Genomic DNA, 26,825 nt, shown 5'->3' with positions numbered 1-26,825 from the left:
CCTAGACGGACGGCTCCAGTCGGCGTAGCGCGACCGCCTGCGACACACCGAAGCCGGCGACGTCGACGGCCGCGGCGATCAGGGCCACGACCAGCAGGACCCCTCCGATGGCGACCGAGACACCACACAGCGCAAGCACGGCCGCACCGTTCGCGAGCATGACGACTCTCAGCGCACCGCGAAGGTGGTGACGACGCCGCAGCCACCAGACGGCGACTCCCCAGATCGCGACCAGAGCACCGACCCCGACGATGAGCGCGACGGGCAGCCGTGCCCAGCCGGCGATGAGCGGTGCCGCTGCCCCGAGCATGATCCCGACCACGACGCAGTAGGCAGCGTCCAAGCCGAGGCTGAGCCTTCCGAGCCGAGTGCCTGTCATGGTGAGGATGCTAGCGACGACCGCGCTCGACGCCGCTCTTCCTAGCGGCGAGCGCCGGCGGCGGCCCGGAGCCGGTGCTGCGTGCGCCGGCCTCGGGCGACGACCACGGACACCAGCCGGAGGGCGGCCGACGGGAACGTGTCGCCCAGGCGCGCCTGGGCACCCCGCCAGCGCGGGATGGTCGTCACCGGCCGCGGCCGGTCGAGCACCGACGCGACCACGGCCGTCACGTCCTCGGGGCGCAGCAACTTGCCCGAGAACGACAGCGCCGAGGCCGGGTCGTCCAGCTTGTCGTGCAGCATCGGCGTCCAGATGCCGTCCGGGCAGACGCAGGAGAGGTCGATGTTCGTGATCCCGGCCAGTCGCAGATCCGACAGCGTGCTGAGGCTGAACCCGATCGCGGCGTGCTTGGACGCGGCGTACACCGCCTCGCCGGGGACGGCACTCAGCCCGGCGAGCGACACGATGTTGACGATGTGGCCGCCGTGCTCGCGCATCGCCTCGATCGCCGCGACGGTGCCGTTGATCGTGCCGATCGCGTTGACCTCCAGCATCAGGCCGCGGGTGTCGGCGTCCTGCTCCCAGGCCGGGCCGGTGATGAGCACACCGGCGTTGTTGACCCACAGGTCGAGTCGCCCGGCGCGGGCGATGATCTCCTCCCGTGCCGCCGTGACCGCTTCGGGGTCGCGGACGTCCAGCGTGTACGCATGGGCCTGCTCACCGAGCTCGGCGGCGGCGGCTTCGGCAGCGGTCCGGTTCAGGTCGGTCACGAGCACGGTGTACCCGCGGTCGACGAGCAACCGAGCGATGAGCCGCCCGAGACCGCGCCCCGCGCCCGTGACGACGGCACCTCCGCGCGTGGACGTCACTGGGCCGATCCCTGGCGCAGGCCGGACTCGATGCGCCCGTACTCGATGCCGCCGTGCCAGTACGTCGGTACCACCGGCCAGAAGCGCTTCCAGGGCGCCAGCTCGGTGGAGGGCAGGATCTGCAACCACTGCGGGTCGCTCCTGCACGGGTCGGCCATGATCTTCTCCTTGATCATGGAGTCGTACTGGTCCAGGGAGTCCTCGAGCGTGTTCGCGTTCGGGCAGATCTCCCGACCGTAGGTCTCGGCGTACCGCCGTACGCCCGGGATCCTGGAGAGCTCGGGCTGCCAGTTGTCCAGCGAGATGCCGTTCTCGGAGGACACCCACACCCCGTCCGGGGTGTTGATGACCAGCGAGTGGTTGCCGTCGGTGTGGCCGGGCGTCCACAGCAGGCTCAGGCCGGGGCCGAGCTCGATGTCGGCGTCGAAGGTCGCGAACCGGTTCATGTCGACACCGTCGAGACCGTCCTCGACGTACCACGCCCACTGCATGGGATGAGGCGACTGGAGCGTCGCGAGCTCACGCTCGTGGACCAGCATCCTGGCCTCGCCGAACAGCGGCGCGCGTGGGGCGGTCTCACCCTCGATGACACGGCTCGAACCCAGGATCATCCGGGGGTCCTGCACGTGCAAGTGGTCGAAGGTGCAGAAGTCGATGTCCTGCGGCGTCAGCCCGACGAGCGCGAGTACGTCCTCCGGCTCATGGATGTACTTCAGGACGACGCTCTCGACCCGACGACCCAGCCCGAACGGGACCTTGTCGGTCAGCCTCTGCAGGCTGGCGTAGAACGGCGCCTCGGCCGAACCGGCGGGCACCGTCGGCTCGAAGACGAGCGTCCGCGGCCGGCCGTCCCAGTCGTCGTACTGCACCACGATCATCCGGTTGATCATCGATATGAGCGGCAGGTGGGGTACCTGCACCGCCCCGTTGAACGCGTACAGCACCGGGTAGGGCGCGGCCGCGATGTCGACCGAGCGGACCGCGCGGACCTGACCCTGGGAAACGAACCGGGTCTTGTACGCGACCGCCGCCTCGCGGACCGCCTGTAGCCGCTCACCACGCGGCCACACGTCATGGACGCCCTCGAACTCGGGAATCGTCCGCGCTCCGATGCCGGTCAGCACTCGTTCTTCCGTCCACTCCATCACCATGCCCGCAGCATGCATCGATCCCGGCGGCACTACTTGATCCAGGACGACTATCTGCCGCCGGCTCCCTCGCGGACCCGCAGAGCGCGTGGACTTGCGTCGAACCACCGGCGTACGGCGTGGGTCAGCGCAGCCTGCTCGCTGAACCCGACTCGCTCGGCCACCTGGGAGAACGGCACAGCGGTGCTGGTGACGTAGTGCCACGAGGCCTCCCGCCGGACGTCGTCCACGATCTTCTCGAAGCCGGTGCCCTCCGCCGCCAGGCGGCGTTGCAGGGTCCGCGGGTGCATCCCCATCAGGTGAGCCGTCTGCGTCAGTGACAGGCCGGAGATGCCCAGACGTTGCGCCACTGCGCGCCGGACGGCGACCGATACCGTCGTTGCCGGTTCCTGGTAGTGGCGCGTGAGGTGGTCCAGCGCCAGGCGGCGGATCGTCTCGTCGGCGGTGGTGAAGCTCTCGTCGAGCATGCGCTGATCGACCCGCAGCGCCGCGAGACTCGCACCGAACCGTACGGCGTCCACACCGAAGAACTCGGTGTAGCGCCGCACGGGAGACAGAGGCTGGTGCGGAAGCTCCACCGAGTGCAGGCCGGTGAACGGACCCTGCAGGTGCAGGAGGCTGATCGCCACCCGGTAGAACAGGCCGACGCCCAGCTCCATGGCCTGCGGGGAGTAGGACGACTCGCTCAGGTCCTTGCGGTAGGTCAGAGCGACCACCCCGCGCCGACCCCGCGGGTCGGGCATCACGCCGATGTGCAGCGCCGGGCTGTGCACGAACATGAACCGCGACACGCACTGCAGCGCCTCGGTCACGGTCGGCGAGGCGGCGATCGCCAGCGCGAGCGGACCGAGTATCGAAAGATCCTGGGACTCGGCCAGCTGCAGGCCGAGATCAGGACAGCCCAGCTCAGCAGCCGCCGCGTCCAGCATGAGGTCGTGCTCGGTGATGGGCACCAGGCCGTCGTCACTGTCCAGCACGTCCGCCGAGATGCGGTAGCGGCTCAGGAACACCTCGGGCTCGCCGCCCAGCCGGCGAACCAGTCCCTGAAAGCCGCGCAGACTCGCGGCGCGAATCGTCGCAACCACGCCCGGCATCGTAAGCCGGACCGCATCACGACGGAGGCGTACGACAACCGTGACGGTCGTCGTACGCCTCTGCTCGGGTGTGGTGCGGATCAGGCCTCGGGCTTGGCGGCCTGGCTGTCCTCGCTCGAACGGTCGATCGAGCGCTCGGTGTCGTGCGAGTCGTGGGCCGGCATCGCCCAGCGGGCGGTGGTGACGCCCTGGTCCTTGGCGCGCTTCAGGGCGTCCTCGACGACCTTCACGGCCTCGTCGGCGCCGACCCAGTGCGAGCCCTCCTCGACGGACTTGCCCGGCTCCAGCGCCTTGTAGGTCTCGAAGAAGTGCTGGGTCTCCTTGAGGGTGAACTCGCTGACGTCCTTGGTGTCCTGGACGCCGTCCTTGCGCGGGTCGCCCGCGGGCACGCACAGGATCTTGTCGTCGCCGCCGGCCTCGTCGACCATCTTGAAGACACCGACCGCGCGGGCGCGCACGATGCAGCCGGGGAAGGTCGGCTCGTCCAGCAGCACCAGCGCGTCCAGCGGGTCGCCGTCCTCGCCGAGGGTGTCCTCGATGTAGCCGTAGTCGGCGGGGTAGCTCATCGCCGTGAACAGCAGACGGTCCAGCCGGATGCGACCCGTCTCGTGGTCGATCTCGTACTTGTTGCGCGTTCCGCGCGGGATCTCGATGGTGACGTCGAACTCCATGGGCCCTGGCCATTCCTCGTGTGTGTCGGCGGTGGCGGACCGGCGAACGTCCACCAGGTCCGCGGGTTAGTGTCTCCCACCGACGGCGCGAACGGGCACAAGGGGGCGACATGCGGACTGCGGGCAGGGTGGCCGCCGCGGGTACGGCGGTCGTCGTCCTCCTCGGCGGGTACGCCGCCCTGGACGTCTACGACAAGGTCCCGGGCGTCCTGACGACGACCGATGCGCAGCGTGATCCGGTACCCGTCCCCGGTCATACGGCACCGCCGCCGGCCGCCTCTGCCGCGCCGCCCGTCGTGCCGAAGGTGGAGGCCGTCGCCCAGGCGGCCGACGCGCCCGTCCCCGCCCCGGCGAAGGTCAGCGCCCTCGTCAGCCCACTGCTGAAGAGCCGGTACCTCGGCCCGACCACCGCCCTCACCATCCGCGACGGGCGGACCGGCCAGCACCTGATGGACGTCGACGCGGACGGCGCGCACACGCCGGCGTCGATCACCAAGATGCTGTCGGCGTACGCCATCGCCCGGACGCTCGACCTCGGCGCCACCCTCGACACGACGGTCGTCGAGAGCAGCGGCGGCTCCGTCGTGCTCGTCGCCGGCGGCGACACCGTGCTCAACCCGGGTTCCGGCGACCCGAACGCGGTCACCGGTCGGGCCGGGCTGGACGACCTCGCCGCCCAGGTCGCGAAGCAGCTCAAGGCACAGGGCCGCACGTCGACCACCGTCGGCTACGACGTCTCGTACGCGCCCGGTCCCTTGCAGGCCGCGCACTGGGCGCAGGGCAACGTCGACTCCGGGTACACCGCGCGTATCGCGATGCTCGGCCTGTCCACCCAGCGCGCTCACCCGGGCACGCCCCCGCCGAAGGACCCGGCCCGGAGCACCGCCCAGGCGTTCGTGAAAGCCCTTGCCGGGCAAGGGATCTCGGCGACACTCGGCGGTACGACGACTGCCGCCGAAGGGGCGGCCCGGCTCGGTGTCGTCCATTCCGCGCCGATCGTCGACGTCCTCGGCGTCGCCCTGCAGGACAGCGACAACGCGATGGTCGAGTCGCTCGCCCGGCAGGCCGCCGCGAAGGCCGGCCGGCCCGGCGACACCGCCTCGGTCGTCGCCTGGATCACCGACACGCTCAAGCGCGACGGCATCGACCTGCGCGGCGTACGCCTCGCCGACGCGAGCGGACTCGGTGACGGGACGACCATCCCGGCGCGGGTGCTCGGCGACCTGATCGTGCGAGCCACCTCCGGCAAGAGTCCCCGGTTCGAGCAGGTTGTGTCGCGGTTGCCGGTCGCGGGCCTGAACGGCACCGTGCACGACCGGTTCGGCGTCCCGGACGCGCGCGCGGGCGTCGGGGTCGTCCGGGCCAAGACGGGCAGCCTGCCCTCGGTCACCAGCCTGACCGGCACCGTGCTGGACAAGGACGGGCGGCTGCTGGCGTTCACCCTGATCAACAACGGCAAGCAGCCGCGCGGCCCGCTGGACGCGCGGGCGCAGCTGGACCGGGTGGTCGCCGCGCTCGCCGGCTGCGGCTGCCGCTGACCCGCGCGCCCTCCCACAAACCCCCCGGCAAAAGCTGGAGGTGGGCACAGCCATGCGTGTGCGCCTGGTCAACTTCTGCCGGTGACCGGCAAAAGCTGGTGATGGGCACAGCCATGCGTGTGCGCCTGGTCAACTTCTGCCGGGGTGTCGGGGGGCGGATGTGAGGATGGGGCCATGAGCGGGGACCCGCAGTACATCGACTGGCAGCTGGCGCGGCGTACGGGCCATCGGATCGTGCGCGACGGCCCGACCGTGACCGAGGGCGAGGCCCACGCCGCGGTCGAGGACCTGCGGGGCGCGGCAGCACGCGCGCACCAGCCGGTCGCCGACACGGCCAGGCTGCACGCGCCGGACGGGACGAGCCCGGTCCACGTCGTCGACCGCAAGCGATGGATCGACACCAACATCGGGTCCATGTCCGCCCTGCTCGACCCCGTGATCGGCGAGCTCGTGGCCAAGCGCCCCGCCGGCCCGGCCGCCCGCAAGGTCGGAGCGACCATCACCGGTACCGAGACGGGCGCGGTGATGGGGTACGTCGCCAGCCGGGTCCTCGGCCAGTACGACCTCGCGCCGGGGGGTACGCCGAGCCTGCTCCTGGTCGCCCCGAACATCGTCCACGTCGAGCGCGAGCTCCAGGTCGACAGCCGCGACTTCCGGCTCTGGGTCTGCCTGCACGAGGAGACCCACCGGGTGCAGTTCACCGCGGTGCCCTGGCTGCGGCAGCACATGATCGACCGCGCCCGCCACCTGATGGTGGACCTCGTCCCCGACCCGGAGCAGCTGCAGCAACGGCTGCAGAACATCCTCGGCCGGCTGCCCGAGCTGCTCCGCGAGGGCGGCCAGGGCGTCTCGGACCTGCTGGCCACTCCCGAGCAGCGCGCCGAGATGGCCGGCATCACCGCCGTCATGTCGCTGCTGGAGGGGCACGCGGACGTGGTGATGGACGACGTGGGCCCGCGGATCGTCCCGTCGGTCGAGGAGATCCGCACCAAGTTCGACGCGCGTCGACGGGGCGCGGGCGGGGTCGACCGCCTGCTGCGCCGGCTGCTCGGGCTCGAGGCCAAGATGCGCCAGTACCGCGACGGCGCGGTGTTCGTCCGCGCGGTCGTCGACAAGGTCGGCGTCGACGGCTTCAACGCCGTCTGGACCTCCCCGGAGACGCTGCCGCTGCCGACCGAGATCGAGCAGCCGTCCGCCTGGGTCGAGCGGGTGCACGGCTGATGCCCGGGCCGCCTCCCGCCGTCGCGGTCACCCGGCTGGCCGTACGCCGGGCGCTCGCCACCCGCCGTACGGCCGACGGTCGCCGCCCGCTCCTGCTCGCCGCCGTCAGCGGGGGAGCGGACTCCCTCGCGCTCGCGGCGGCGATGGCCTTCGAGGGGCCGCGGGCGTCGTACGAGGTGGGCGCCGTCGTCGTCGACCACGGACTGCAGCCGGAGTCGGACCGGGCGGCGCGCCGAGCCGCTCAGCAGTGCCGCGAGCTGGGCCTGGCTCCGGTCGAGGTCGTCCGGATCGACGTGCCGACCGGCACCGGCGAGGGCCCGGAGGCCCAGGCGCGCTCCGCCCGGTACGAGGCGCTCGAGGCGGCGCGCGTCCGCAACGGTGCCACGTCGGTCGTGCTCGCCCACACCCGCGACGACCAGGCCGAGCAGGTGCTCCTCGGGCTCGTGCGCGGGTCGGGGACCCGCTCGCTGTCCGGCATGCCGAGGCGTACGGCGACGCTGCTGCGCCCGTTCCTCGACGTGACCGCCGCGGAGACCCGGCAGGCGTGCCTGGACCAGGGGCTGCAGGTGTGGGACGACCCGCACAACGCCGACGAGCGGTACCTGCGCGTCCGCGTCCGCAGGGTGCTGGACGAGGTGGAGGCCCGGATCGGCCCGGGGGTCCGCGCCGGCCTGGCCCGCTCGTCCGACCTGCTCCGGGCGGACGGTGAGGCCCTGGACGACCTGGCCGCCACCGCGTACGCCGCCCTCGCCGCCCACACTCCGGCCGCCGGCCCCGGCTCGGCCTCCGCGGATCGAACTGCGTCTGGTGTTCCTGACGCAGTTCGAACTGCGTCAGGAACACCGATCGCAGTTGAACCAGCGGAAGCCGGAGCGGACGTGCTCGTGGACGCCCGCGGGCTCGACACCGACGCACTGGCCGACCTGCCCACCGGCGTACGGACCCGGGTGATCCGCCTGCACCTGCTGGCGGCAGGGGCCGACCCGGCGGCGCTGTCCTCGGCGCAGATCGGCTGGGTCGACGACCTGGTCATGCGGTGGAAGGGCCAGAAGGCCGTGGACGTGCCCGGCGGGCTGCGGGCCGAGCGCGTCGACGGCCGGATCGTCGTCCGTCCGGCTAGTCCGGTTCAATAGACGCGGCAGCCCCCACCGACGAAGGAGCCGCGACCGTGGACGCCACCCACATGGGCAAGGACCTGGAGAAGGTGCTCTACACCGAGGAGCAGATCCAGGACCGTCTCGCCGAGCTCGGGCAGGACATCTGGCGAGACTACGAGGGCAAGGACCTTCTCCTGGTCGGCGTCCTGAAGGGCGCCGTCCTGGTGATGGCCGACCTGATGCGCACCCTGCCGGGCAGTGCGCCGATGGACTGGATGGCGGTGTCGTCGTACGGCTCCGGCACCAAGTCCTCCGGTGTCGTCCGGATCCTGAAGGACCTCGACACCGACATCACCGACAAGCACGTGCTGATCGTCGAGGACATCATCGACTCCGGCCTGACGCTGTCGTGGATCCGCGCCAACCTGGAGTCGCGTTCGCCCGCGTCGGTCGAGATCTGCACGCTGCTGCGCAAGCCCGACGCGGCCAAGGTGCACATCGACTGCAAGTACGTCGGGTTCGACATCCCGAACGAGTTCGTCGTCGGGTACGGCCTGGACTTCGCCGAGCAGTACCGCAACCTGCGCGACGTCGGCACTCTCGCCCCGCACGTCTACAGCTGAGGAGTGCCAGGACGCAGCGATGCGGTGCGGGGTTGCTGAGACTTGGTCCGATCTGCGGTCTTACGCATTCGGTCCGAGTCCCGTAGAACGCGGGACCCGTGTTCGCTCATCCTTCTCGTGACGGGCCGTTCGGCCCGATGACTCGCACCTCGGGTGCCAGCACGAATGGGGGATCACATGTCCGCACGACCCGCTCGACGACTGACCGCTCTCGCTCTCGCGGGCGTCACGCTCGCCGGCGCCGGAGCCGCTCTCACCGCCGGCTCCGCCTCGGCCGTCACGCTCCCGGCGCCGGGATCGACCGCCCTGGGCTGGTCGGCCGCGATCCGGCACGCCTCCGGCCTGCACGACGGCCGCGGCACACTGGTCCTCGTCCCGCCGAGCGGCGGCATCGTGACGATCGGCTCGGTGTCGGACGACGCGTGGCTGGCCGACGTGAGCCCCGACGGCCGCAAGGTCATCACGGCCCGTATCCAGGCAGGCGAGGGTCTGCGGGCCACGGTGTGGGACACCGCGACCAAGAAGGCGACCTACTTCCGGGTCGCCGGTCAGACCCCGGGCAACGTCGACCTCGCCTTCGGCGGTGACGGCATCCTGCTGCACCCGCGCGGCTACAACGTCCAGTCCCGCCGCATCGACGGCTCGTTCGTCCGGTCCTGGGCCTCGTACGGCGAGGACACGACTCCCTCCCCCAACGGCGCGCTGGTCTACCAGGCGAACGACACGCGGATCTACGAGCGCAACGCCAAGACCGGCGTGGTCAGCCGGTCCTGGGCGGTCCCGGCCGCGTACCGCGGCGCCGAGCGCTTCTGCAAGGTGGGACAGCAGTGGGACGCGGCCTCGGTCTCGGTCGACTGCAACGGCGGCGGACTGGGCATGGACCAGACGTTCCGGCTCGTGACGGCGACGGGGGCGATGACGGCGATGAGCCCGCAGAACAGCGCCCACGCGTCCCCGACGTCGCCGAAGCGGGTCGCGGAGGTCGGCAGCAACTGCAACGCGGTCGGCTACGTCGACCAGACCGGCTACCACTCGCTGCCCGGCATGCAGTCCGAGGACGCCGACTCCAGCACGAGCCTGTCCGGCGCCTTCTCCTCCAGCGCGTACTTCGCGAGCTCCTCCTGCTTCACCGACACCGCCAACCGGTGGTGGCTGGGTAAGTACGACCTCACGACCAACCGGGTCACCCGCCTGGCCGGGTCCGGTACGACTTCGGGCGGCATGATCGCCCAGGCGCAGACGATCGACGGTCACCACTGAGCAGGCGCCGAGCCTCGGGACCCGACTACCCCCGGGTTCCGAGGCTCGTGCGTCCACCGGCCGCAGGCGCCGCCTTCACGAACGCACCGGGTACAGCGCCGGCACTGAGACTCACCACGGCTCCGGGTCCACCGCGGACCCGGGGCCGCGGCGCGCTCCCGGAACACTGGCGCCGTACGACACGTTGTCCACCGAGGATCGGCAACATCCCGCGTCGGCGGGGGGCCGGTACGCCGTGTAACGTCGGAAAAGTCTGTTGCCGACGGCCGCTGTGCTCCACAAGGGGTGCGACGGCCGTCGTGGCCTACTGAGCAGGAGGATCGGGGCGCGCCCCGTCACGTACATGAACCTCAAGCGTCTCGCCCGTACCCCGGGGTTGTGGATCGTCCTCATCGTGGCGATCGCCTTCCTCTGGTTCACCCTGGGCAACACCGGCGGCTTCCAGCGCGTCGACACCTCTCAGGCCCTGACCCTGATCCAGCAGGACAAGGTCGACTCCGCGAAGGTCACGCCCGACCGCATCGACCTGACGCTGAAGGAGAAGCAGGACGTCGGCGACGTCAAGGACACCAAGCGGGTCCAGTCGTACTACGTCCCAGCGCGCGGTGACCAGATCGTCGACGCCCTCAGCGCCCACCAGCCGGCCAAGGGCTACACCGACGACCCGGAGAAGCAGAACGTCTTCGTCAGCATGCTGCTCACGCTGCTGCCGCTGCTGCTGATCCTGGGTCTGTTCTGGTTCTTCATGAGCCAGATGCAGGGCGGCGGCTCGCGGGTGATGCAGTTCGGCAAGTCCAAGGCCAAGCTCGCCAGCAAGGACATGCCGAAGGTCACCTTCGCCGACGTCGCCGGCGCGGACGAGGCGGTCGAGGAGCTGCACGAGATCAAGGAGTTCCTCGCCGAGCCCCGCAAGTTCCTGGACGTGGGCGCCAAGATCCCCAAGGGCGTGCTGCTGTACGGCCCGCCCGGTACGGGTAAGACGCTGCTCGCGCGAGCGGTCGCCGGTGAGGCCGGCGTGCCCTTCTACACGATCTCCGGCTCCGACTTCGTCGAGATGTTCGTCGGTGTCGGTGCCTCCCGAGTACGCGACCTGTTCGAGCAGGCGAAGGCGAACGCGCCCGCCATCATCTTCGTGGACGAGATCGACGCGGTCGGTCGCCACCGTGGTGCCGGCCTCGGCGGTGGCCACGACGAGCGCGAGCAGACGCTGAACCAGCTGCTCGTGGAGATGGACGGCTTCGACGTCAAGACCAACGTCATCCTGATCGCGGCCACCAACCGCCCGGACATCCTGGACCCGGCGCTGCTGCGTCCGGGCCGGTTCGACCGGCAGATCGCCGTCGAGGCGCCCGACATGGTCGGCCGCCACCACATCCTGCAGGTGCACTCCAAGGGCAAGCCGATGGCCCAGGACGTCGACCTGCTCACCGTCGCGCGGCGTACGCCGGGCTTCTCCGGCGCCGACCTGGCGAACGTGCTGAACGAGGCGGCGCTGCTGACCGCCCGCTCGAACGCCCGGATCATCGACAACCGGGCGCTGGACGAGGCGATCGACCGCGTGATGGCCGGTCCGCAGAAGCGCACCCGGGTGATGAGCGCGAAGGAGCGCAAGATCACCGCGTACCACGAGGGCGGTCACGCCCTGGTCGCGGCGGCGCTCAACTACACCGACCCGGTCTCCAAGATCACGATCCTGCCGCGCGGACGCGCCCTCGGTTACACGATGGTGCTGCCGGTGGACGACAAGTACTCCACGACGCGCAACGAGCTGCTCGACCAGCTGGCGTACGCGCTCGGCGGGCGCGTGGCGGAGGAGGTCGTGTTCCACGACCCGAGCACCGGTGCGTCCAACGACATCGAGAAGGCCACCGGTCTGGCCCGCAAGATGGTCACGCAGTTCGGCATGAGCGAGCGCATCGGCGCCATCAAGCTCGGCACCGCCAACTCCGAGGTCTTCCTCGGCCGCGACATGGGCCACGAGCGTGACTACTCCGAGGACCTCGCCGGCGTGGTCGACGAGGAGGTCCGTCGGCTGATCGAGGCCGCGCACGACGAGGCGTGGCACGCGCTGAACGACAACCGGGACGTCCTGGACCACCTGGTCCTGGAGCTCCTGGAGCACGAGACCCTCAACCACGACGCGCTGGCCGAGGTGTTCGCGAACGTCCGCAAGCGCCCGGACCGCCCGGTCTGGCTGTCCAGCGACATGCGGACGGTGAGCGACCGTGGGCCGGTGCTGACCCCGGCCGAGCGTGAGGCCCTGGCTCGTGGCGAGTCGCTGCCGGAGGACAAGCAGCACGTCGAGGAGCACCCGCCGGAGGCGGTCGTCGAGGTTCCCGAGGGCGGCTATGTCGACCCGTCCGACGGTTGATCTCGACCGCGCCGCCGCGGCGGTGCGCGAGCTGCTGATCGCCCTCGGCGAGGACCCCGACCGTGAGGGTCTGCTGGACACCCCGCAGCGGGTGGCGCGGGCGTACGCCGAGCAGTTCGCCGGCATGCACCAGGACCCGGAGAAGGTGCTCGCCCGCACCTTCGACGTCAGCCACGACGAGCTGATCATGATCCGCGACATCGAGGTGTACTCCACCTGCGAGCACCACCTGGTGCCCTTCCACGGGGTGGCGCACGTCGCGTACATCCCCAGCCGCAGCGGCCGGGTGACCGGGTTGTCCAAGCTGGCTCGGCTGGTCGACGTGTTCGCCAAGCGTCCGCAGGTGCAGGAGCGGCTCACCACCCAGATCGCGGACGCGATGACCGAGCACCTGGACGCCCAGGGCGTGCTGGTGGTGCTGGAGTGCGAGCACCTGTGCATGTCGATGCGCGGGGTGCGCAAGCCCGGTGCTCGCACGATCACCTCCGCCGTGCGCGGCCAGCTGCGCAACCCGGCGACGCGCGCGGAGGCCATGAGCCTCGTCACGGGTCGCTAGACCGTGTCCGCCGCGACCGCGCTGCCGCAGCGCCCGTCCGACCGACCGCTGGTGATGGCGGTCGTCAACGTCACGCCCGACTCCTTCTCCGACGGTGGCCGCTGGTTCGACACCGACGCGGCGGTCGCGCACGGCGAGGCTCTGCTGGCGCAGGGCGCGGACATCCTGGACGTCGGCGGTGAGTCGACCCGCCCGGGCGCCGGGCGCCCGGACGAGGACGAGGAGCGCCGCCGGATCCTGCCGGTCGTGACCGCGCTGACCAACGCCGGCGCCTGTGTCAGCGTCGACACGATGCGAGCGAGCGTGGCCGAGGCGGCCGTCGGCGCGGGCGCCGCCATCGTCAACGACGTGAGCGGTGGTCTGGCCGACCCGGCGATGGCCGGCGTGGTCGCGGGCCTGGACGTCCCGTACGTCGTGATGCACTGGCGCGGTCACAGCCGGGACATGCAGTCCCGTGCGGTGTACGACGACGTGGTCGCCGATGTCAGCCGCGAGCTGGGCGAACGGGTGGACGCGCTGGTGAGCGTCGGGGTACGCCGTGAGCAGCTCGTCCTCGACCCCGGGTTCGGGTTCGCCAAGACCGCCGCTCAGAACTGGACGATGCTGGCGCGGATCGGTGAGTTCGAGCGGCTGGGCCTGCCCGTCCTGGTCGGTACGTCGCGCAAGTCGTTCCTGTCCCGGCTCGCGGACCCCGAGGGTGAGCCGTCACCGCCGGACCAGCGCGACCACGCCACGGCCGCGACGAGCCTGCTGCTCGCCCGGGCCGACGTGTGGGGCGTACGCGTGCACGACGTCCCGAGCACCATGGCCGCCCTGCAGGTGAACGCTCGCGTCGAGGCGGCTCGATGAGCGATCGCATCGCGCTGCGGGGCATCGCGGTGACCGCCTGCCACGGCGTCCTGGACTCCGAGAAGGTCGAGCCGCAGCCGTTCCGTGCCGACATCGTCCTGGAGACCGACCTGCGCCCGGCCGGGGAGAGCGACGAGCTCGCCCGCACGATCAGCTACGCCGAGATCGCCCAGGAGGCCGAGCGGGTGCTCACCGGCCCCACCGTCGACCTCATCGAGACCCTGGCCGAGCGGATCGCCGCGATCGCGCTGGCCCGGCCCACGGTCGAGGCGGTCGAGGTGACGATCCACAAGCCGCAGGCGCCTGCGGGCGTGACCTTCCGCGACCCCGTGCTGGACGGCCCGTCGGTCACCGTGCGGCGCGAGCAGGACCGCCCGGTCGTCATCGCGCTGGGCGCCAACCTCGGCCGCGACGTCGCCGGCACGATCGACGCCGCTGTCGCGGCCCTGCGCGACACGGACGGCCTGACCATGGTCGGGGTGTCCGGCCGGTTCGTGACCGAGCCGGTCGGTGGCCCCGAGGGTCAGCCCGAGTACGTCAACGCGGTCGCGGTCGCCCGCACCCGCCTCGCGCCGCACACGCTGCTGCGCCGGCTCCACCAGATCGAGTCGTGGTACGGCCGGACCCGCGAGATCCGTTGGGGTCCAAGGACATTGGACCTCGACCTGATCCAGGTGGGCGACCCGCGCGACGACTCCGACATCACCAGCGACACCGAGGAGCTGACCTTGCCGCACCCGCGCGCCCACGAGCGTGGATTCGTGCTGCTGCCGTGGCTCGACGTCGATCCCGCAGCGGTGCTGCGCGTCGGTGACGGGGTGCGCGACGTTCAGGAGCTCGCGCGCGATGTCGGTGACGCCGGCGTGCGCCCCGAGCGCGGGACGACGAGCGGCCCGGCGTCGTGAACCACGACGGGCTGACCTGGAAGCACGCGACCACCGCGGCCGCGGTCGTGCTCGTCCCTGCGTACGCCGGGCTGCGGCTCTGGAGCGAGAGCGGTCACACCCCGCCGCGCAACTCCTGGTTCGCCGTGGCGATCATCCTGCTGATGGCCAGCGCGATCCTGGCCGCCGCCCGTGAGATCCGCCGGTACGTCAAGGGCGACTCGAAGTTCGTCCTCACCCCGCAGCGCGCGCGCCGTACGGTCGTCGGCTCGCAGGCCACGATCATCGGTGGCGGGGCGGCCGCCGGGTGGTACCTCGCGCAGGCGTTCGTGCACCTGCCGAACGCCGACGTCGACTCGGTGCGGTCGGCGCTGGTGCTGGCCGCGGTGCTGTTCGTCGCGAGCGCCGGTCTCGCCGTGGCCGGGCTGGTGGCCCAGTCGTGGTGCAAGAACCCGCCGGAGGACGAGGACTCCGAGCGCGATCCCCGGGGGCCGGCCGCGGCCTGACCCGGCGCGCTCAGGCCGGTGTCGCCCAGACCACCCAGTTTCCGGTGCGGTGGCCGCCGCGGACCGGGGTGCTGAGGTCGCAGGTGATGAGCCGGAGGGACGGTCCGGAGGTCTTGCCCCAGATCGAGCCGTCGTACTGCGCGGCGCGCTTGTCCTCTCCGGCCGACCGGGTGACCCGGAAGGCCACCTCCTGACCGCTGGAGTAGCGGATGAGGACGCGGTCGCCGGCCCGTGCGTCCGGCAGGTTGTAGAAGGTGTCCGGCCGCCCGGCGTCGGTGATGTGCCCGACGAGGACGGATGTGCCGGGATGGCCGGGACGGACGTAGCCGGCCTGGGCGTACCACCCGGCCTGCCCACCCGCGGGATTGAGCTCGCCGCGGGCGTTGAGGTAGACGGGGCCGATCGCGTGCCGCAGCAGGGTACGGCCGGAGGAGGAGAGCACCCGGACCTCGGTCGGGCGCCCGCTGGGCGTCGTACGGAGCGGGTCGATGCGGCGACCCTCGCCGGCGGCTCCCGGCTGTCCTGCTGTGGCGGCGCCGGACCCGCCGGTGCCGCCTGCCGAACCCGAGGTCGAACCCGCGCCGCCGGACGTGGAGCCGGATGCCGACGTGGAGCCGGACGACGTGGAGCCGGACGACGTGGCGCCACCGACCGGCGCGGAGCCGGTCGAGGCCGGGCTCGGGGTCGGCGCGGTGGACGTCGGGTTCTGAGCCGGGCTCGACGAACCCGGCGAGGGCGAGCTCGACGTGCCAACGGAGCTGGACGAGGTCGGCGCCTGGCTCGGCAGGCTGCTGCGGGACTCGGCGGACCGACCGCAGCCGGCCAGGCACGCGGCGACGGCCAGCGCGGCGCCGACGGTCGCGAGCGAACGCTGGGGTGCCATGGGACGTCCTTCCGCGGGGGTGAGGGTCGGACGCGTGAGGGTGGGACCGGCGCTTCGGCGGTCCCACCCTCACGCGATCTTCCGTCGAAATTAGCCCTTCGTCCGGCGACGGGCCAGGGCGCCGGCGCCGATCACGCCGCCGAGCGTCGCCAGGCCGGCGAGCGCGACGGTGGTGTTCGACGAGCCCTCGTCACCGACGAGGTCGGTCTGCACGGGCGGGCCGCTCACGGTGCTGCTGCCGGTGCCGGTGCCGGTGTCGGTACCCGTGGCGGTGCCGGTGTCCGTACCCGTTGCCGTACCCGTGCCGGTGTCCGTCGGCTCGCTCGTGGTGGAGCTGCTGGACGTGCTCGAGCTGGACGAGGACGACGAGCTGGAGCTGGACGAGCTGGTCGGCGCGGAGCCGACCTGGACGGTGCCCAGCGTGGTGTCCTGGCCAGCCGCGAGCGTGCAGACCACGTTGGCGACGAAGCCGCTGTCGGTCGTCAGGGCGGCGGTGAAGTCGCCGACCTTGGCGGTGATCGTGCCCGGCGTGGTCGCGGCCGTCTCGGCGACGCCGCTGCCGGCCGGCTTGGTGACGATGACGCCGGTGGCCGGGACGGTGACCTTCGGGACCGTGAGGTTCGCGGTCCGGCTGCCCGGGTTGGCGACGGCGCCGCTGACGGTGTAGGTCGCGGCGCTCGTGCCCTCGATGGTCTTCACGTTCAGGGACCGCAGCTGGTCCGCGGCGTCGGTGCCGGTGGTGACGGTGGCACTCACCGAGGGCGCGGCGAGGCTGGCGCCCGGGTCGACCTGGGTCGGCAGGTCGGCGCTCACGACGACCTTCCAGGGCTGCTGCCAGCTGATGCCGAGCGAGGGGATGCCGCAGGAGTAGTTGAGAGTGCCGGTCGAGGCCGCGCTGGCCGGACCGGAGGAGAGGCCGACCAGGCCGATGGCGAGCGCGCCTCCCACGGCTGCGGCCGCTCCCGTGCGGCGGACGGAACGAGCAGAGCTGAGCTTCATGGTGCTCCTTGCGTGCGCGAAGGCAGACCCCCGTGTCTACCTACTGTTGAGTAAGTAAGCCCAAGGTATGTCCGTGTGACCCACGTCGCAACACCTTCGCCGGAACGTCCCGTCGGGCGGATCGGCGACGGCTACTTGTCGATGTCGCCCACGACGAAGAACATCGAGCCCAGGATCGCGACCATGTCCGCCAGGAGGGTCCCCTCCAGCAGCTCGCCCAGCACCGCGACGTTGTTGAACGACGCGGACCGCAGCTTCAGCCGCCACGGGGTCTTCTCGCCGCGGGACACCAGGTAGTAGCCGTTCATCCCCAGAGGGTTCTCGGTGGCGACGTAGTCCGCGCCCTCGGGCACCTTGAGGACCTTGGGCAGCTTGACGTTCACCGGACCGCGCTCGAGCGAGCCGAGCCGCTGGACGCAGTACTCCGCGATGTCCAGGCTGACGTGCACCTGCTCCAGCAGCACCTCCAGCCGGGCCTGGCAGTCGCCGCCCGTGCGGGTGACGACCCGCCCGGGCCCGTCGGCGCCGAACACCTCGTCGTACGCGAGGTAGGGCTGGTCGCGCCGCAGGTCGATGTCGAGGCCGCTCGCGCGGGCGATCGGGCCGGAGACGCCGTACGACGTCACGACACCGACGTCGAGGACGCCGACACCGCGGGTACGGGCGTGCAGGATCTCGTTGCCGACGATCAGGCTCTCCAGGTCGGGCAGCCGCCGGCGGACCTGCGCAATGGTCGCCTCCACCCGGCCGAGCCAGCCCGAGGGGAGGTCGTCGCGCAGGCCGCCGACCCGGTTGAACATGTAGTGCATGCGGCCACCGGAGATCTCCTCCATCACGGCCTGGAGGTCCTCGCGCTCGCGGAACGCGTAGAAGATCGGCGTGATGGCCCCGAGCTCCAGCGGGTAGGACCCGAGGAACATCAGGTGGTTGAGCACCCGGTTCAGCTCGGCCATCAGGGTGCGGGTCCAGGTCGCCCGCTCGGGGACGTCCATGCCGAGCATCCGCTCGACCGCGAGCACGAGGCCGATCTCGTTGCTGAACGCCGACAGCCAGTCGTGCCGGTTCGCCAGCACCAGGATCTGGCGGTAGTCGCGGACCTCGAACAGCTTCTCCGCGCCCCGGTGCATGTAGCCGACGATCGGCTCGGCCTTGAGGACCCGCTCGCCGTCGAGGGTGATGCGCAGCCGTAGGACGCCGTGCGTGGCGGGGTGCTGCGGGCCGATGTTGAGCACCATGTCGGCCGTGGCGAGGCCGCCCGCGCCGACGCCGACGGTGAGCTCACGGGGCGCCTGGGTCATGCCGGCCAGTCTGCCAGGCCGCCTCCCCGCCGTCCGGGCACACCTGCATGCGCCCCCACCTGCCTGCCGACTGCGCGTGTCGTGTCGGCGTTCACGGCGGAACGCCACATGACACGCGCACTCGGCCATCATGAAGCCGGCAGTGGACGGCGAGGGCGCACCGGCTGGGTCAGCCGTCCAGCGGCTCGTCCTCCTCGGCGGAGGCGGCGCGCACGAGGAGCACGCCGACCACGATGAGCGCCCCGCCGGCCAGCTGGACCGGCAGTGGCAGCTCGCCGAGGAACCACCAGGCGAACAGCACAGCGAAGATCACCTCGGACAGGGCCACGAACGAGGCGAGCCGTGACCCGAGCATCCGCGCCGACACCACCCCCGTGACGTACGCGAACGCCGCCGCGAGCACCGCGATGCCGAGCAGGGGGACCAGGAAGCTCACCCGATGCCCGGCGAACGGCACCGGATCGGTCGAGGCGCGCATCGGCAGCAGCCCGAGCGCGCCGACGGCGACGAGCGGCAGGACGCCGGCCGCCATCCCGGCACCGGCCAGGGCCAGCGGGCTGAGACCCTCCTCGTGGCTGCGGGAGGCGACCACGAAGTAGGCGGCGGAGCAGAACGCGGCGGCGAGCCCGAACGCCACGCCCACGAGGTCCAGGCGGACATCACCGAGCACGTTGAGCACGAGGGCCAGGCCGGCCAGGGCGGCCAGGCTGCCGGCGACGGTCAGCCGGCTCGGTCGACGCCTCGTGGTCAGCCAGGCGTACCCGACGAGCAGCACCGGCGAGAGGTACTCCAGCAGGAGGGCCACCCCGACCGACAGGTGCTCGACGGCGACGAAGTAGAACAGCTGGCACCCGGCGACGCCGGTCATGCCGTAGAGCAGGATCGTGCCGAGGTTGCGGCGCAGCAGGTGCCACCGGCCGCGCAGCTCCAGCACGGTCGGGATCGCGAGCACGAGCGCCGCGATGCCGATGCGAGCGGTGACGGCGGCGGCCGGGCTCCACCCACCCTGGAACAGCGCCTTGCCGAACGGGCCCGACGTCCCGAACGCAGCAGCCGAGACGAGCGCGAGCACGTACGCGGTCCGCGGGGGCGTGCTTCGCCGCGTGACGGGGACCTGGTCACCCGCCATGACGGGCTGGACGTCGGTCACGCGGCACCACCTTCGGACGGGTAAGGAGCCAATCAGGCTTATGCTGGTGACGGTACGAGCCGGGCCGGTCAGGAGTCAAGATGTTGTTCACCCATGACGCCGAGGTGGCGCTCGCCAGCGCCGCCGCCCTGGTCAACACGCAGGCGAACGGCCCTCGCAGCGTCGAGGAGCTGCCCGACGTGGCTGCGCTGGATGCGTTCGTCGAGTCGTGGGGGTGGACCGGCGAGCGACGCCACGACGACCTGGAGCTGGCGCAGGTCCGCGCCCTGCGCCCCCGGCTGCGCGAGGTCTGGTCCAGCGACGTGGACGGCGTCGTGCGCATCGTCAACGACCTGCTCGCGCGGGCGCAGGCCCTGCCCCAGCTGGTCAGGCACGACGGCTGGGACTACCACCTGCACGCGACGACACCGCAGGCCCCACTGGCCACGCGGATGGCGGTGGAGGCGGCGATGGCGCTGGTCGACGTCGTCCGCGCCGGCGAGCTGAGCCGCCTGCGGGTGTGTGCTGCGGACGACTGCGAGGACCTTCTCGTCGACCTGTCCAAGAACCGCTCGCGCCGGTACTGCGACGCCGGGTGCGGGAACCGCGTGAACGTCGCGGCCTACCGCGCCCGCCAGGCCGCCGCGGACTGAGCGCTGCGCGCGCCCGTCGCCGTCTCCTTCAGTACGGTTGGCGCCGTGACGAACCACGGGGGGCAGCAGCGGCGGTCGGGCCGAGGTGTCGGGCTCGGTGTCGCCGGCGCGGCCGTGCTGGTCGCTGTCGGCGTCCTGGCCTGGCTCCTCCTGCGCGGCGAGACGAACGGCGGCTCGGGCCTCGCGGTGCTGGGCTCCCCGTCCGCGCGAGGTGCCACGGCCTCGTCGGGCCCTCCCACGCCGACCCCGGCCGCCGCCCCGAGCGTCCCGGCCGGCCGCTGGCAGACCGTGCGCGCCCCGGACGAGAGCTATCTGGTTCCTGCGCCGAGGGACGGCTGGACGATGGGCACTCCCGGTGACTCGGTGGGGTACGCCGACGCCCAGGGCAGGCCGCTGGCCAGCGCGAACAGCCCGTCCTACTTCCAGGCGGCGTTCTGCCCGCGGGGCTCGTCACCGGGCCGGGCCTGGGTGGGCGTGGTTCCCACGCCTGCGGGCGTGGGCGAGCCCTCTCGGGCGGTGGCGAAGGTCTGGGCGAGCGCGGTGTCCCTGCGGGCCGACGGGCGCCAGCACTCGCCGACCTCGCCCGTCAGCAGCACGACCGGGACGGTCGACGACCCGGGGGCGACCGCGGTGACCTCGACCTCGGTGGTGACCCTGGACGAGCCCGACCCGACCGGGTGTCTCCCGCCGCGCGTCGAAGTGACCGCTCGGACGGTCAGCAACGAGGGTCTGTCGGCGACCGTCGTCCTGGTACGCGACCTGGACGTCCCCGGGCAGCTGACGGACGACATCAAGGACCGAATCCTGCGCTCGGTGCGTCCCACCCGAGTGACCGGACCATGAACGAGACCGACAGGCGGAGGCAGGCAGTATGAGCGACCACACCCACGGTGACGGTCCACAGCAGGACCCGCGCGGCCAGGGGCAGCGGCCCGGCCCGGACGACGCACAGCACCGGCAGCAGCCCGGCGGCGAGTACCCCGGCTCCGGGGGCGCGCAGCCGTACGGCGGTCGTGCTGGCGGCGACGCGTTCGGCGAGTCGTGGCGCGAGCAGGAGTTCGGTCACGGCCAGCAGCGGTACTACGGCGACCTCGGTCGCGGGCCCCAGCAGGCGAACGACGCCGGGCAGGGCTACGGCGGTCCGCAGGGGTACGAGCGCCCCCAGAGCACGCCCGTCGAGCACGGCTCACCGCAGTCGGGGCCGATCGGTCCACTCCGGCACGGCTCCTCCGGACGGCGTACGGCACTCCTCGCGGCAGCGGCGGTCGCCGCGGTCGCCGTCCTCGGTGGCGGCGGGTACGCGATCTACCGCGGCACCCAGTCGGACACCACCGCCACGAACCCGGCGGCGCCCACGCAGCCGACCGCCGTCACGACCACCCAGCCCTCGTCGACGAGTGGCTCGTCGCAGGCGCCGTCCTCGGGCAGCAGCCCCGGCCCGATCGCGGGCCGCGGTCTGTCTCCTACCGTTCCCGGGTGGCAGGTGGTCCAGGGGCAGGACAAGGACCACGGCGGGCTGTACGACGTCCCCCCGGCGGGCAGCTTCCAGGGCCCGGGCGTCGGCAAGTCCACGTCGCACCCGGTGTGGAGCCTCAGCTCGCCGACGGACACCGTCTACCGCGGGTTCGGTGACGACATCAAGGGCGGCGACGCGCTGGTCATCGGCCGCCAGCCCGCGTCGTACCGCGAGGGTTTCTGCGCCGGCGACGACAGCCAGGACCGGGCGTTCCTGGTGTGGTCGACCTCCGGTGACCGTGACCCGGCCGAGGTCGGTCCCGACACCGCCGACCGCTGGGCCAAGGTCATGTCGACGAAGAAGGACAAGACCTCGCACGAGTCGTACGCCGCGCCGGCCACCAAGCAGGTCATGGTGAACGGCGGCAAGACACCGGCCGTGCAGTCGAGGACGACGATCCCCAACACCGAGCAGGACCCCACGAAGTGCACGGCGCCGAAGGTCGAGCTGGTCGTCACCTCGTTCGCGGCCAAGAACGGCACCGCGACGATCGTCGCCGTCCGTGACCTCGGCGTCCCGGACGCGCTGGACGACGCGACGCTGAACAAGATCATCAGCTCGGCGCGGGTCGCGCCGTAGTTCATCGAGGGGGATCAGCAGGGTGAGCGACGAACGACCGCAGGGGCACCGGCTGCCGCGGCGCCCGGAGCCTCCGTCCGGGCCCGGCAACCCGCAGACGTCGGGCCAGCGGTTCGGCAGCACCTTCGGTGAGTCATGGCGCGAGCACGAGTTCGCCCACGGGCAGCAGCAGTACTACGGCGATCTGGTGCGTCCGGAGGCGCCCGCCTCACCGGCTCCTGCGAAGACCTCAGAACCGGCAGGGAGCGGACGCGGGCGGCGTACGGCACTCCTGGTGGCCGGCGTGCTCGTGGGCGTGGCGGTTCTGGGCGGTGGCGGGTACGCGCTGTACCGGAGCACTCAGGGCACCGACCGCGCCACCGGTGACGTGACGCCGTCCCCGACCGCGTCCACGGCACCGACGCCGACCGCCGGTGCGCCGTCGGCGAGCGGGCCGGGCCTCGGCGTCCAGCCGCTCGTGCCGGGCTGGCAGGTCGACCTGGACACCGACGATGCAGGCAACAAAGCGGCGTTCGACGTGCCGCCGCGCGGCCGGATGGCCGCGGCCGGGGTCGGCGCGACGACGGACCCGGTCTGGGACGTCTCGACGAGCTCCCAGGAGTACGCCGGGTACTTCTACGCCAAGGCGAAGACGCCGGGTGGGCTGCTGCCGAAGGCGATCATCAACGGGCACCGGCCGGCCGGCTACCGCACCGGTTTCTGCGCTGCCACCAAGAATCAGAACCTCGCCTCGGTGGTGTTCCAGACCTCGGGGGACCGGGACCCGGCGGACATCGCACCGGACCTGGCCGGACGGTGGTCCAGAGCCGCGGCCCTGAAGTCCGACGACCGGACGTACGAGTCGTCCTCGTCGGTGACCTCGCAGCAGGTCGCGGTGAACGGTGGACGGACGCTCGCCGTGCGGTCCCGCGCCACCGTCACCCACTCAGAGCGGCGGTCGGGCCGTTGCTTCGCACCAGTCACTGAGGTGGTCGTCACCTCCTTCACCACGGGCAACGGCACCGCGTCCGTCGTCCTGACCCGCGACCTCGGTGTCCCGAACGCCCTGGACGACACGACGACCCAGCGGATCCTCGACAGCGTGCGGCCCGTCCCGTGACGTCCGGCGCCGGTCACGACGTGCTCGTCGACGGCTGACGCCGTACGCCGATCTCGCGTACGAACCACCAGAAGTCGCCCAGGCCCTGCGCGGCTGTCGCGCTGAGCCCGGCGCTGCGCTCGGCCAGCGCGGCGAGGTACCGCCCGGGGTCCGTACGGGACATCTCGTGCTGCGCCGGGCGTGCCACCACGCCGAGCTCGGTGAGGAGCGCCCGCTGGCGGGTCCGCCAGCTGGTGTCGAGTGAGTCGACGGCCACGTGGGCGGTGATGTCGCACGAGCCGTCCGGGACCGGCTGGACCTGGGCGCCCTCGCGGTAGCCGGTGAGGGTGCCGAAGGCCGGGCGGTCCGTGCGCTCGTGGCCGTAGTCGACGCCGACGACCACCCCCTGCCGGACCCGTGCGCACAGGTCGGCCCACGCGCGGTCCCGCGTCGCGCCGACCTCGACCCGGTCGCCCGGCTCGCCCGCCGGCCAGAACCGCTGGCACCACTGCAGATCCGCCTCGCCCAGTGGAGCACCGAGGTGCTCCTGACCGGTCTCCGTGACGTGGACGACCCGCAGCGAGCCGTCCTCGTCGACCTCACCGACCGTGAGGGGTACGACGTCCAGCCACTCGTGCGCGAGGACCAGGACGCCGTCGAGCGCGCCCAGGTCGTCCGGCAGCGCCGCGCCACCGGGGGACGTGGACCACGCAACGGCGCCCGGCAGACCCGGTGGGCGGCGTACGACGTCGATGCCGTGCAGGCTCAGGGCCGGGTCGACCTCGTGCAGGGTCGCGAGCAGCTCACCGCGTCCGGCGCCGATCTCGACGATGCTCGAGAGGGCGTACTGCCGGCAGAGCGTGGCGACCGCTCGGGCGAGGATGCGTCCGACCCCGGGCAGACCCTGCGCCGAGGTCGCGAAGTGCGCCGCCGGGCCGGCGGGCTGACGGTAGAACCCGTCCGGCCCGTACAGGGCCTCCTGCCACGCCACGTCCCACGATCGTTCCGACATGGCGTCCACCCTGCTGCACGAGCTGTCGGGTCGATCATCGGGGACCACCTCCGCGGGCCGCAGGCCACGACTCGCGGGTCGACCTGTCATCACGGGGACCGAGGTGCGCGGAACGGGCCGACGATCGTTAGCGTGACGCGGGTGAGTGAGCTGGAGGATCTCGGACGCCCGTCGCTGCGGGTCGGCGTCATCGGCTGCGGGCGCGTCGGCGCGACCATCGGGGCGGCCTTGCGCGCCGCCGGCCACCAGGTCGTGGCCGTCTCCGGGGTCAGCGAGGCGTCCCGTGAACGCGCGGCGACCATGCTGCCCGGCGTGCCCGTCGTGGACGTCCCGGACGTCGTACGCCTCGCCGAGCTCGTGCTCGTCACCGTCCCCGACGACGAGATCGCCTCGGTCGTCGGCGGGCTCGCGGCGCTCGGCGCCTGGGACGACCCTCGCGTCGCCGTCCATCTCGCCGGCGCCCTCGGGCTCGAGCCGTTGCAGCCCGTCGTCGAGCGCGGCGGCATCGCGCTCGCTGTTCACCCGGCGATGACGTTCAGCGGCACCCCGAAGGACCTCGAACGGATCGCCGGCTGCCTGTTCGCCGTCACCGCCACCTCGGACGCGCGCGTCCTCGGGGAGGCACTCGTCATCGACATGGGCGGCGAGCCGGTCCAGGTGGCCGAGGAGGACCGCGTCCGCTACCACGCCGCGCTCGCCCACAGCTCCAACCACCTGGTGACGCTGGTGGGCCAGTCGATGCAGGTGCTGCGCGAGTGCGGGTTCGAGGACCCCGCGCGAGTGCTGCGACTGCTGACCGAGGCCTCGCTGGACAACGCCCTGGAGCGAGGTGACCGGGCGCTGACCGGTCCGGTTGCTCGCGGCGACGCGCACACCCTCGCGGCGCACCTGTCCGCCTTGGAGGGGGAGAGCGCCGACGTACGAGAGGCGTACCGAGCCATGGCCAGAGCGACCGCGGAGCGGACGATCGCGCGACGGGCGCTGCCGCCGGAGCGGGTGGCGCCGTTGCTGCGAGCCCTCGAGGACGACTGAGCCCGAGCTCGTACTGGCCAGAAACCGTCATGTCGCATTTCGGCTAGTAACGCCACTGGAGGTGCGTCATAGTCGTGGGCATGTACACCGACACGGAGGCCTGTGTACGCGCGGTCAGCTCCCGGGACGCACGCTTCGACGGCTGGTTCTACACCGCCGTACGAACGACCGGCATCTACTGCCGGCCGAGCTGCCCGGCCACGACGCCGAAGCCGCGCAACATGACGTTCTACCCGAGCGCAGCGGCGGCGCAGGCGGGCGGTTTCCGAGCGTGCAAGCGCTGCCGGCCCGACACCAGTCCGGGTTCACCGGAATGGAACTCGCGCGCCGACCTGGTCGCGCGCGCCATGCGGCTGATCGCCGACGGGGTGATCGACCGGGAGGGCGTCGCCGGACTCGCGCGCCGTCTCGGGTACAGCGTGCGGCAGATCGAGCGGCAGGTCCGGTCCGAGCTCGGCGCCGGGCCGCTGTCCCTCGCCCGTGCCCAGCGCGCACAGACCGCCCGCGTGCTCGTCGAGACGTCCGACCTGCCGATGGCCGACATCGCGTTCGCCGCCGGTTTCGGCAGCATCCGGGCCTTCAACGGCACGGTGCGCGAGGTGTTCGCGGCGACCCCGCGCGAGATGCGCTCGCGCGCCTCGGCCCCCGAGCGGGGGGAACGCGCGGAGGCGTCCACGGGCACGTGGCACCAGATGCGGCTACGGCTCCCCTTCCGTCGCCCGCTGCTGCCGGACAACCTCTTCGGCCACCTCGCCGCCACGGCGGTGCCGGGGGTGGAGGAATGGCGCGACGGGGCGTACCGCCGCACCATGCTCCTGCCGCACGGACCGGCGGTCGTCGCGCTGCGTCCCGAGCCGGACCACGTTGCCGCACAGATGTGGCTGTCCGACCTGCGTGACCTGCCCGTCGCGACCAGCCGGTGCCGCTGGATGCTCGACCTGGACGCCGACCCGGTCGCGATCGACGCCGCGCTGGCCGCCGACCGCCGCCTCGCGCGGCTGGTACGGGCCGCGCCCGGACGTCGGGTGCCCCGCAGCGCGGACGCCGACGAGATGGCCGTACGGATCGTGCTCGGCCAGCAGATCTCGACCAAGGCCGCCCGGACCCACGCCGGCCGGCTCGTCAAGCGGTACGGGCAGCGCCTCCCCGAACCGGTCGGCGGGCTCACCCACCTGTTCCCGACCGCGGCGCGGCTGCGCAGGACCTCGGCCGAGCACCTGGCGATGCCCGCGAGCCGGCACCGGACGGTGGTCGGTCTGGCCACGGCGCTCGCCGAGGGGCAGATCGACCTCACGCCCGGTGCCGACTGGGCCTCGACCCGGGCCGACCTGATCGCCCTTCCCGGAATCGGTCCGTGGTCGGTGGAGTCGATCGCGATGCGGGCCCTGGGCGACCCGGACGCCTTTCCCACCAGCGACCTCGGGATACGGGCCGGTGCGGCACGGATCGGCATTCCCGACCATCTCGCCACCATTCAGAGCGAGTCCGCCCGGTGGCGGCCGTGGCGGGCTTATGCCGCTCAGCACCTCTGGGCCACCACCGATCACGAGATCAATCGCCTCCCGAAGGAGCAGTGAATT

26 protein-coding genes are annotated in these 26,825 nt (G+C 72.2%); 16 read left to right on the top strand and 10 right to left on the bottom strand.

Annotation, left to right across the window (positions count from 1 at the left end; translation table 11 throughout):
* Position 1: 1 nt before the first annotated feature.
* From P4R38_RS10800 to P4R38_RS10780, 5 genes are all read right to left on the bottom strand, one after another.
* Positions 2-379, bottom strand: a complete 378-nt coding sequence (locus tag P4R38_RS10800) for a hypothetical protein (protein WP_277192130.1) — start codon at positions 377-379, stop codon at positions 2-4.
* A gap of 41 nt (positions 380-420) precedes the next feature.
* Positions 421-1,248, bottom strand: a complete 828-nt coding sequence (locus P4R38_RS10795; protein ID WP_277192129.1) for an SDR family oxidoreductase — start codon at positions 1,246-1,248, stop codon at positions 421-423.
* Complete coding sequence (locus P4R38_RS10790; protein ID WP_277192128.1) at positions 1,245-2,399, bottom strand: MBL fold metallo-hydrolase; 1,155 nt, start codon at positions 2,397-2,399, stop codon at positions 1,245-1,247. Before P4R38_RS10790 ends, P4R38_RS10795 begins: the two co-directional genes overlap by 4 nt.
* A gap of 47 nt (positions 2,400-2,446) precedes the next feature.
* Entirely contained in the window at positions 2,447-3,481 is a 1,035-nt protein-coding gene (locus tag P4R38_RS10785; RefSeq protein ID WP_277192127.1) for an AraC family transcriptional regulator, read from the bottom strand.
* An 89-nt stretch (positions 3,482-3,570) separates the two neighbouring features.
* Positions 3,571-4,161: an inorganic diphosphatase gene (locus P4R38_RS10780; protein WP_275239500.1), complete on the bottom strand. Its 591-nt coding sequence runs from the start codon at positions 4,159-4,161 to the stop codon at positions 3,571-3,573.
* Positions 4,162-4,271: 110 nt separating this feature from the next.
* On the opposite strand from P4R38_RS10780, the gene dacB reads away from it, so the two are divergent.
* The 10 genes from dacB (at position 4,272) to P4R38_RS10730 (ending at position 15,066) form a co-directional block, all read left to right on the top strand.
* Complete coding sequence (gene dacB / locus P4R38_RS10775) at positions 4,272-5,699, top strand: D-alanyl-D-alanine carboxypeptidase/D-alanyl-D-alanine endopeptidase (RefSeq protein ID WP_277192126.1); 1,428 nt, start codon at positions 4,272-4,274, stop codon at positions 5,697-5,699.
* 174 nt (positions 5,700-5,873) lie between these two features.
* Positions 5,874-6,920: a zinc-dependent metalloprotease gene (locus tag P4R38_RS10770; protein WP_277192125.1), complete on the top strand. Its 1,047-nt coding sequence runs from the start codon at positions 5,874-5,876 to the stop codon at positions 6,918-6,920.
* Positions 6,920-8,053: a tRNA lysidine(34) synthetase TilS gene (tilS, locus tag P4R38_RS10765; protein WP_277192124.1), complete on the top strand. Its 1,134-nt coding sequence runs from the start codon at positions 6,920-6,922 to the stop codon at positions 8,051-8,053. Before P4R38_RS10770 ends, tilS begins: the two co-directional genes overlap by 1 nt.
* A 35-nt stretch (positions 8,054-8,088) precedes the next feature.
* The gene (gene hpt, locus P4R38_RS10760; protein WP_275237408.1) at positions 8,089-8,640 is read left to right on the top strand and encodes a hypoxanthine phosphoribosyltransferase; all 552 of its coding nucleotides are present in this window, start codon (positions 8,089-8,091) and stop codon (positions 8,638-8,640) included.
* A gap of 177 nt (positions 8,641-8,817) precedes the next feature.
* Positions 8,818-9,900 (top strand): hypothetical protein, encoded by a 1,083-nt coding sequence (locus tag P4R38_RS10755; protein ID WP_277192123.1) that lies wholly within the window; start codon positions 8,818-8,820, stop codon positions 9,898-9,900.
* A gap of 343 nt (positions 9,901-10,243) precedes the next feature.
* The gene (gene ftsH, locus P4R38_RS10750; RefSeq protein WP_275237423.1) at positions 10,244-12,271 is read left to right on the top strand and encodes an ATP-dependent zinc metalloprotease FtsH; all 2,028 of its coding nucleotides are present in this window, start codon (positions 10,244-10,246) and stop codon (positions 12,269-12,271) included.
* Positions 12,249-12,827, top strand: coding sequence for a GTP cyclohydrolase I FolE (folE, locus tag P4R38_RS10745; protein ID WP_275237424.1), 579 nt, complete (start codon positions 12,249-12,251; stop codon positions 12,825-12,827). Before ftsH ends, folE begins: the two co-directional genes overlap by 23 nt.
* Positions 12,828-12,881: 54 nt before the next feature.
* Positions 12,882-13,676, top strand: a complete 795-nt coding sequence (gene folP / locus P4R38_RS10740; RefSeq protein ID WP_277192282.1) for a dihydropteroate synthase — start codon at positions 12,882-12,884, stop codon at positions 13,674-13,676.
* A complete protein-coding gene (folK, locus tag P4R38_RS10735) occupies positions 13,673-14,581 on the top strand; it encodes a 2-amino-4-hydroxy-6-hydroxymethyldihydropteridine diphosphokinase (protein ID WP_277192122.1) in 909 nt (302 codons plus the stop codon). The genes folP and folK overlap by 4 nt, the downstream gene beginning before the upstream one ends.
* Complete coding sequence (locus tag P4R38_RS10730) at positions 14,578-15,066, top strand: DUF3180 domain-containing protein (RefSeq protein WP_275237426.1); 489 nt, start codon at positions 14,578-14,580, stop codon at positions 15,064-15,066. Before folK ends, P4R38_RS10730 begins: the two co-directional genes overlap by 4 nt.
* 10 nt (positions 15,067-15,076) lie before the next feature.
* Here the strand turns inward: P4R38_RS10730 and P4R38_RS10725 are convergent, their stop codons facing one another.
* The 4 genes from P4R38_RS10725 to P4R38_RS10710 form a co-directional block, all read right to left on the bottom strand.
* Positions 15,077-15,949 (bottom strand): class F sortase, encoded by an 873-nt coding sequence (locus P4R38_RS10725; protein WP_277192121.1) that lies wholly within the window; start codon positions 15,947-15,949, stop codon positions 15,077-15,079.
* Between the two features lie 90 nt (positions 15,950-16,039).
* Positions 16,040-16,948 carry a DUF6801 domain-containing protein gene (locus P4R38_RS10720; protein ID WP_275237428.1) on the bottom strand — a complete coding sequence of 303 codons (909 nt, stop codon included), beginning with the start codon at positions 16,946-16,948 and terminating at the stop codon, positions 16,040-16,042.
* 131 nt (positions 16,949-17,079) lie between these two features.
* Positions 17,080-18,246, bottom strand: coding sequence for an NADH-quinone oxidoreductase subunit D (locus P4R38_RS10715; protein WP_275237429.1), 1,167 nt, complete (start codon positions 18,244-18,246; stop codon positions 17,080-17,082).
* Between the two features lie 169 nt (positions 18,247-18,415).
* Complete coding sequence (locus P4R38_RS10710) at positions 18,416-19,396, bottom strand: EamA family transporter (RefSeq protein ID WP_277192120.1); 981 nt, start codon at positions 19,394-19,396, stop codon at positions 18,416-18,418.
* An 80-nt stretch (positions 19,397-19,476) separates the two neighbouring features.
* Here P4R38_RS10710 and P4R38_RS10705 point away from each other — a divergent pair, with 80 nt between their 5' ends.
* From P4R38_RS10705 to P4R38_RS10690, 4 genes are read left to right on the top strand one after another with little or no spacing between them, the layout of a single operon-like run.
* Positions 19,477-20,028, top strand: coding sequence for a CGNR zinc finger domain-containing protein (locus P4R38_RS10705; RefSeq protein WP_275237431.1), 552 nt, complete (start codon positions 19,477-19,479; stop codon positions 20,026-20,028).
* 45 nt (positions 20,029-20,073) lie between these two features.
* Positions 20,074-20,871 (top strand): hypothetical protein, encoded by a 798-nt coding sequence (locus tag P4R38_RS10700; protein WP_277192119.1) that lies wholly within the window; start codon positions 20,074-20,076, stop codon positions 20,869-20,871.
* 28 nt (positions 20,872-20,899) lie between these two features.
* A complete protein-coding gene (locus P4R38_RS10695) occupies positions 20,900-22,123 on the top strand; it encodes a hypothetical protein (protein ID WP_277192118.1) in 1,224 nt (407 codons plus the stop codon).
* Between the two features lie 22 nt (positions 22,124-22,145).
* A complete protein-coding gene (locus P4R38_RS10690) occupies positions 22,146-23,222 on the top strand; it encodes a hypothetical protein (protein WP_277192117.1) in 1,077 nt (358 codons plus the stop codon).
* Positions 23,223-23,235: 13 nt separating this feature from the next.
* On the opposite strand, the gene P4R38_RS10685 is transcribed toward P4R38_RS10690, so the two are convergent.
* Entirely contained in the window at positions 23,236-24,213 is a 978-nt protein-coding gene (locus P4R38_RS10685) for an SAM-dependent methyltransferase (RefSeq protein WP_277192116.1), read from the bottom strand.
* A gap of 141 nt (positions 24,214-24,354) precedes the next feature.
* On the opposite strand from P4R38_RS10685, the gene P4R38_RS10680 reads away from it, so the two are divergent.
* Both P4R38_RS10680 and P4R38_RS10675 read left to right on the top strand, forming a co-directional pair.
* A complete protein-coding gene (locus P4R38_RS10680; protein ID WP_346770752.1) occupies positions 24,355-25,245 on the top strand; it encodes a Rossmann-like and DUF2520 domain-containing protein in 891 nt (296 codons plus the stop codon).
* Positions 25,246-25,325: 80 nt separating this feature from the next.
* Positions 25,326-26,822, top strand: a complete 1,497-nt coding sequence (locus tag P4R38_RS10675) for an AlkA N-terminal domain-containing protein (RefSeq protein ID WP_277192115.1) — start codon at positions 25,326-25,328, stop codon at positions 26,820-26,822.
* The last annotated feature ends 3 nt before the right edge of the window (positions 26,823-26,825 follow it).

The sequence above is a fragment of the Luteipulveratus flavus genome (assembly GCF_029439465.1).
GTDB classification, from domain to species: Bacteria; Actinomycetota; Actinomycetes; order Actinomycetales; family Dermatophilaceae; genus Luteipulveratus; species Luteipulveratus flavus.
This window is presented reverse-complemented; position numbering and strand designations above follow the sequence as displayed.

Bases quoted from the DNA above. Each gene is read 5' to 3' on its own strand.
- dacB (WP_277192126.1), top strand. From the start codon at position 4,272: ATGCGGACTGCGGGCAGGGTGGCCGCCGCGGGTACGGCGGTCGTCGTC.
- folK (WP_277192122.1), top strand. From the start codon at position 13,673: ATGAGCGATCGCATCGCGCTGCGGGGCATCGCGGTGACCGCCTGCCAC.
- P4R38_RS10755 (WP_277192123.1), top strand. From the start codon at position 8,818: ATGTCCGCACGACCCGCTCGACGACTGACCGCTCTCGCTCTCGCGGGC.
- P4R38_RS10800 (WP_277192130.1), bottom strand. From the start codon at position 379: ATGACAGGCACTCGGCTCGGAAGGCTCAGCCTCGGCTTGGACGCTGCC.
- P4R38_RS10715 (WP_275237429.1), bottom strand. From the start codon at position 18,246: ATGACCCAGGCGCCCCGTGAGCTCACCGTCGGCGTCGGCGCGGGCGGC.
- P4R38_RS10790 (WP_277192128.1), bottom strand. From the start codon at position 2,399: ATGGTGATGGAGTGGACGGAAGAACGAGTGCTGACCGGCATCGGAGCG.
- P4R38_RS10720 (WP_275237428.1), bottom strand. From the start codon at position 16,948: ATGAAGCTCAGCTCTGCTCGTTCCGTCCGCCGCACGGGAGCGGCCGCA.
- P4R38_RS10780 (WP_275239500.1), bottom strand. From the start codon at position 4,161: ATGGAGTTCGACGTCACCATCGAGATCCCGCGCGGAACGCGCAACAAG.
- P4R38_RS10770 (WP_277192125.1), top strand. From the start codon at position 5,874: ATGAGCGGGGACCCGCAGTACATCGACTGGCAGCTGGCGCGGCGTACG.
- folP (WP_277192282.1), top strand. From the start codon at position 12,882: ATGGCGGTCGTCAACGTCACGCCCGACTCCTTCTCCGACGGTGGCCGC.
- P4R38_RS10675 (WP_277192115.1), top strand. From the start codon at position 25,326: ATGTACACCGACACGGAGGCCTGTGTACGCGCGGTCAGCTCCCGGGAC.
- P4R38_RS10705 (WP_275237431.1), top strand. From the start codon at position 19,477: ATGTTGTTCACCCATGACGCCGAGGTGGCGCTCGCCAGCGCCGCCGCC.
- ftsH (WP_275237423.1), top strand. From the start codon at position 10,244: ATGAACCTCAAGCGTCTCGCCCGTACCCCGGGGTTGTGGATCGTCCTC.
- P4R38_RS10685 (WP_277192116.1), bottom strand. From the start codon at position 24,213: ATGTCGGAACGATCGTGGGACGTGGCGTGGCAGGAGGCCCTGTACGGG.
- folE (WP_275237424.1), top strand. From the start codon at position 12,249: ATGTCGACCCGTCCGACGGTTGATCTCGACCGCGCCGCCGCGGCGGTG.
- P4R38_RS10695 (WP_277192118.1), top strand. From the start codon at position 20,900: ATGAGCGACCACACCCACGGTGACGGTCCACAGCAGGACCCGCGCGGC.
- tilS (WP_277192124.1), top strand. From the start codon at position 6,920: ATGCCCGGGCCGCCTCCCGCCGTCGCGGTCACCCGGCTGGCCGTACGC.
- P4R38_RS10725 (WP_277192121.1), bottom strand. From the start codon at position 15,949: ATGGCACCCCAGCGTTCGCTCGCGACCGTCGGCGCCGCGCTGGCCGTC.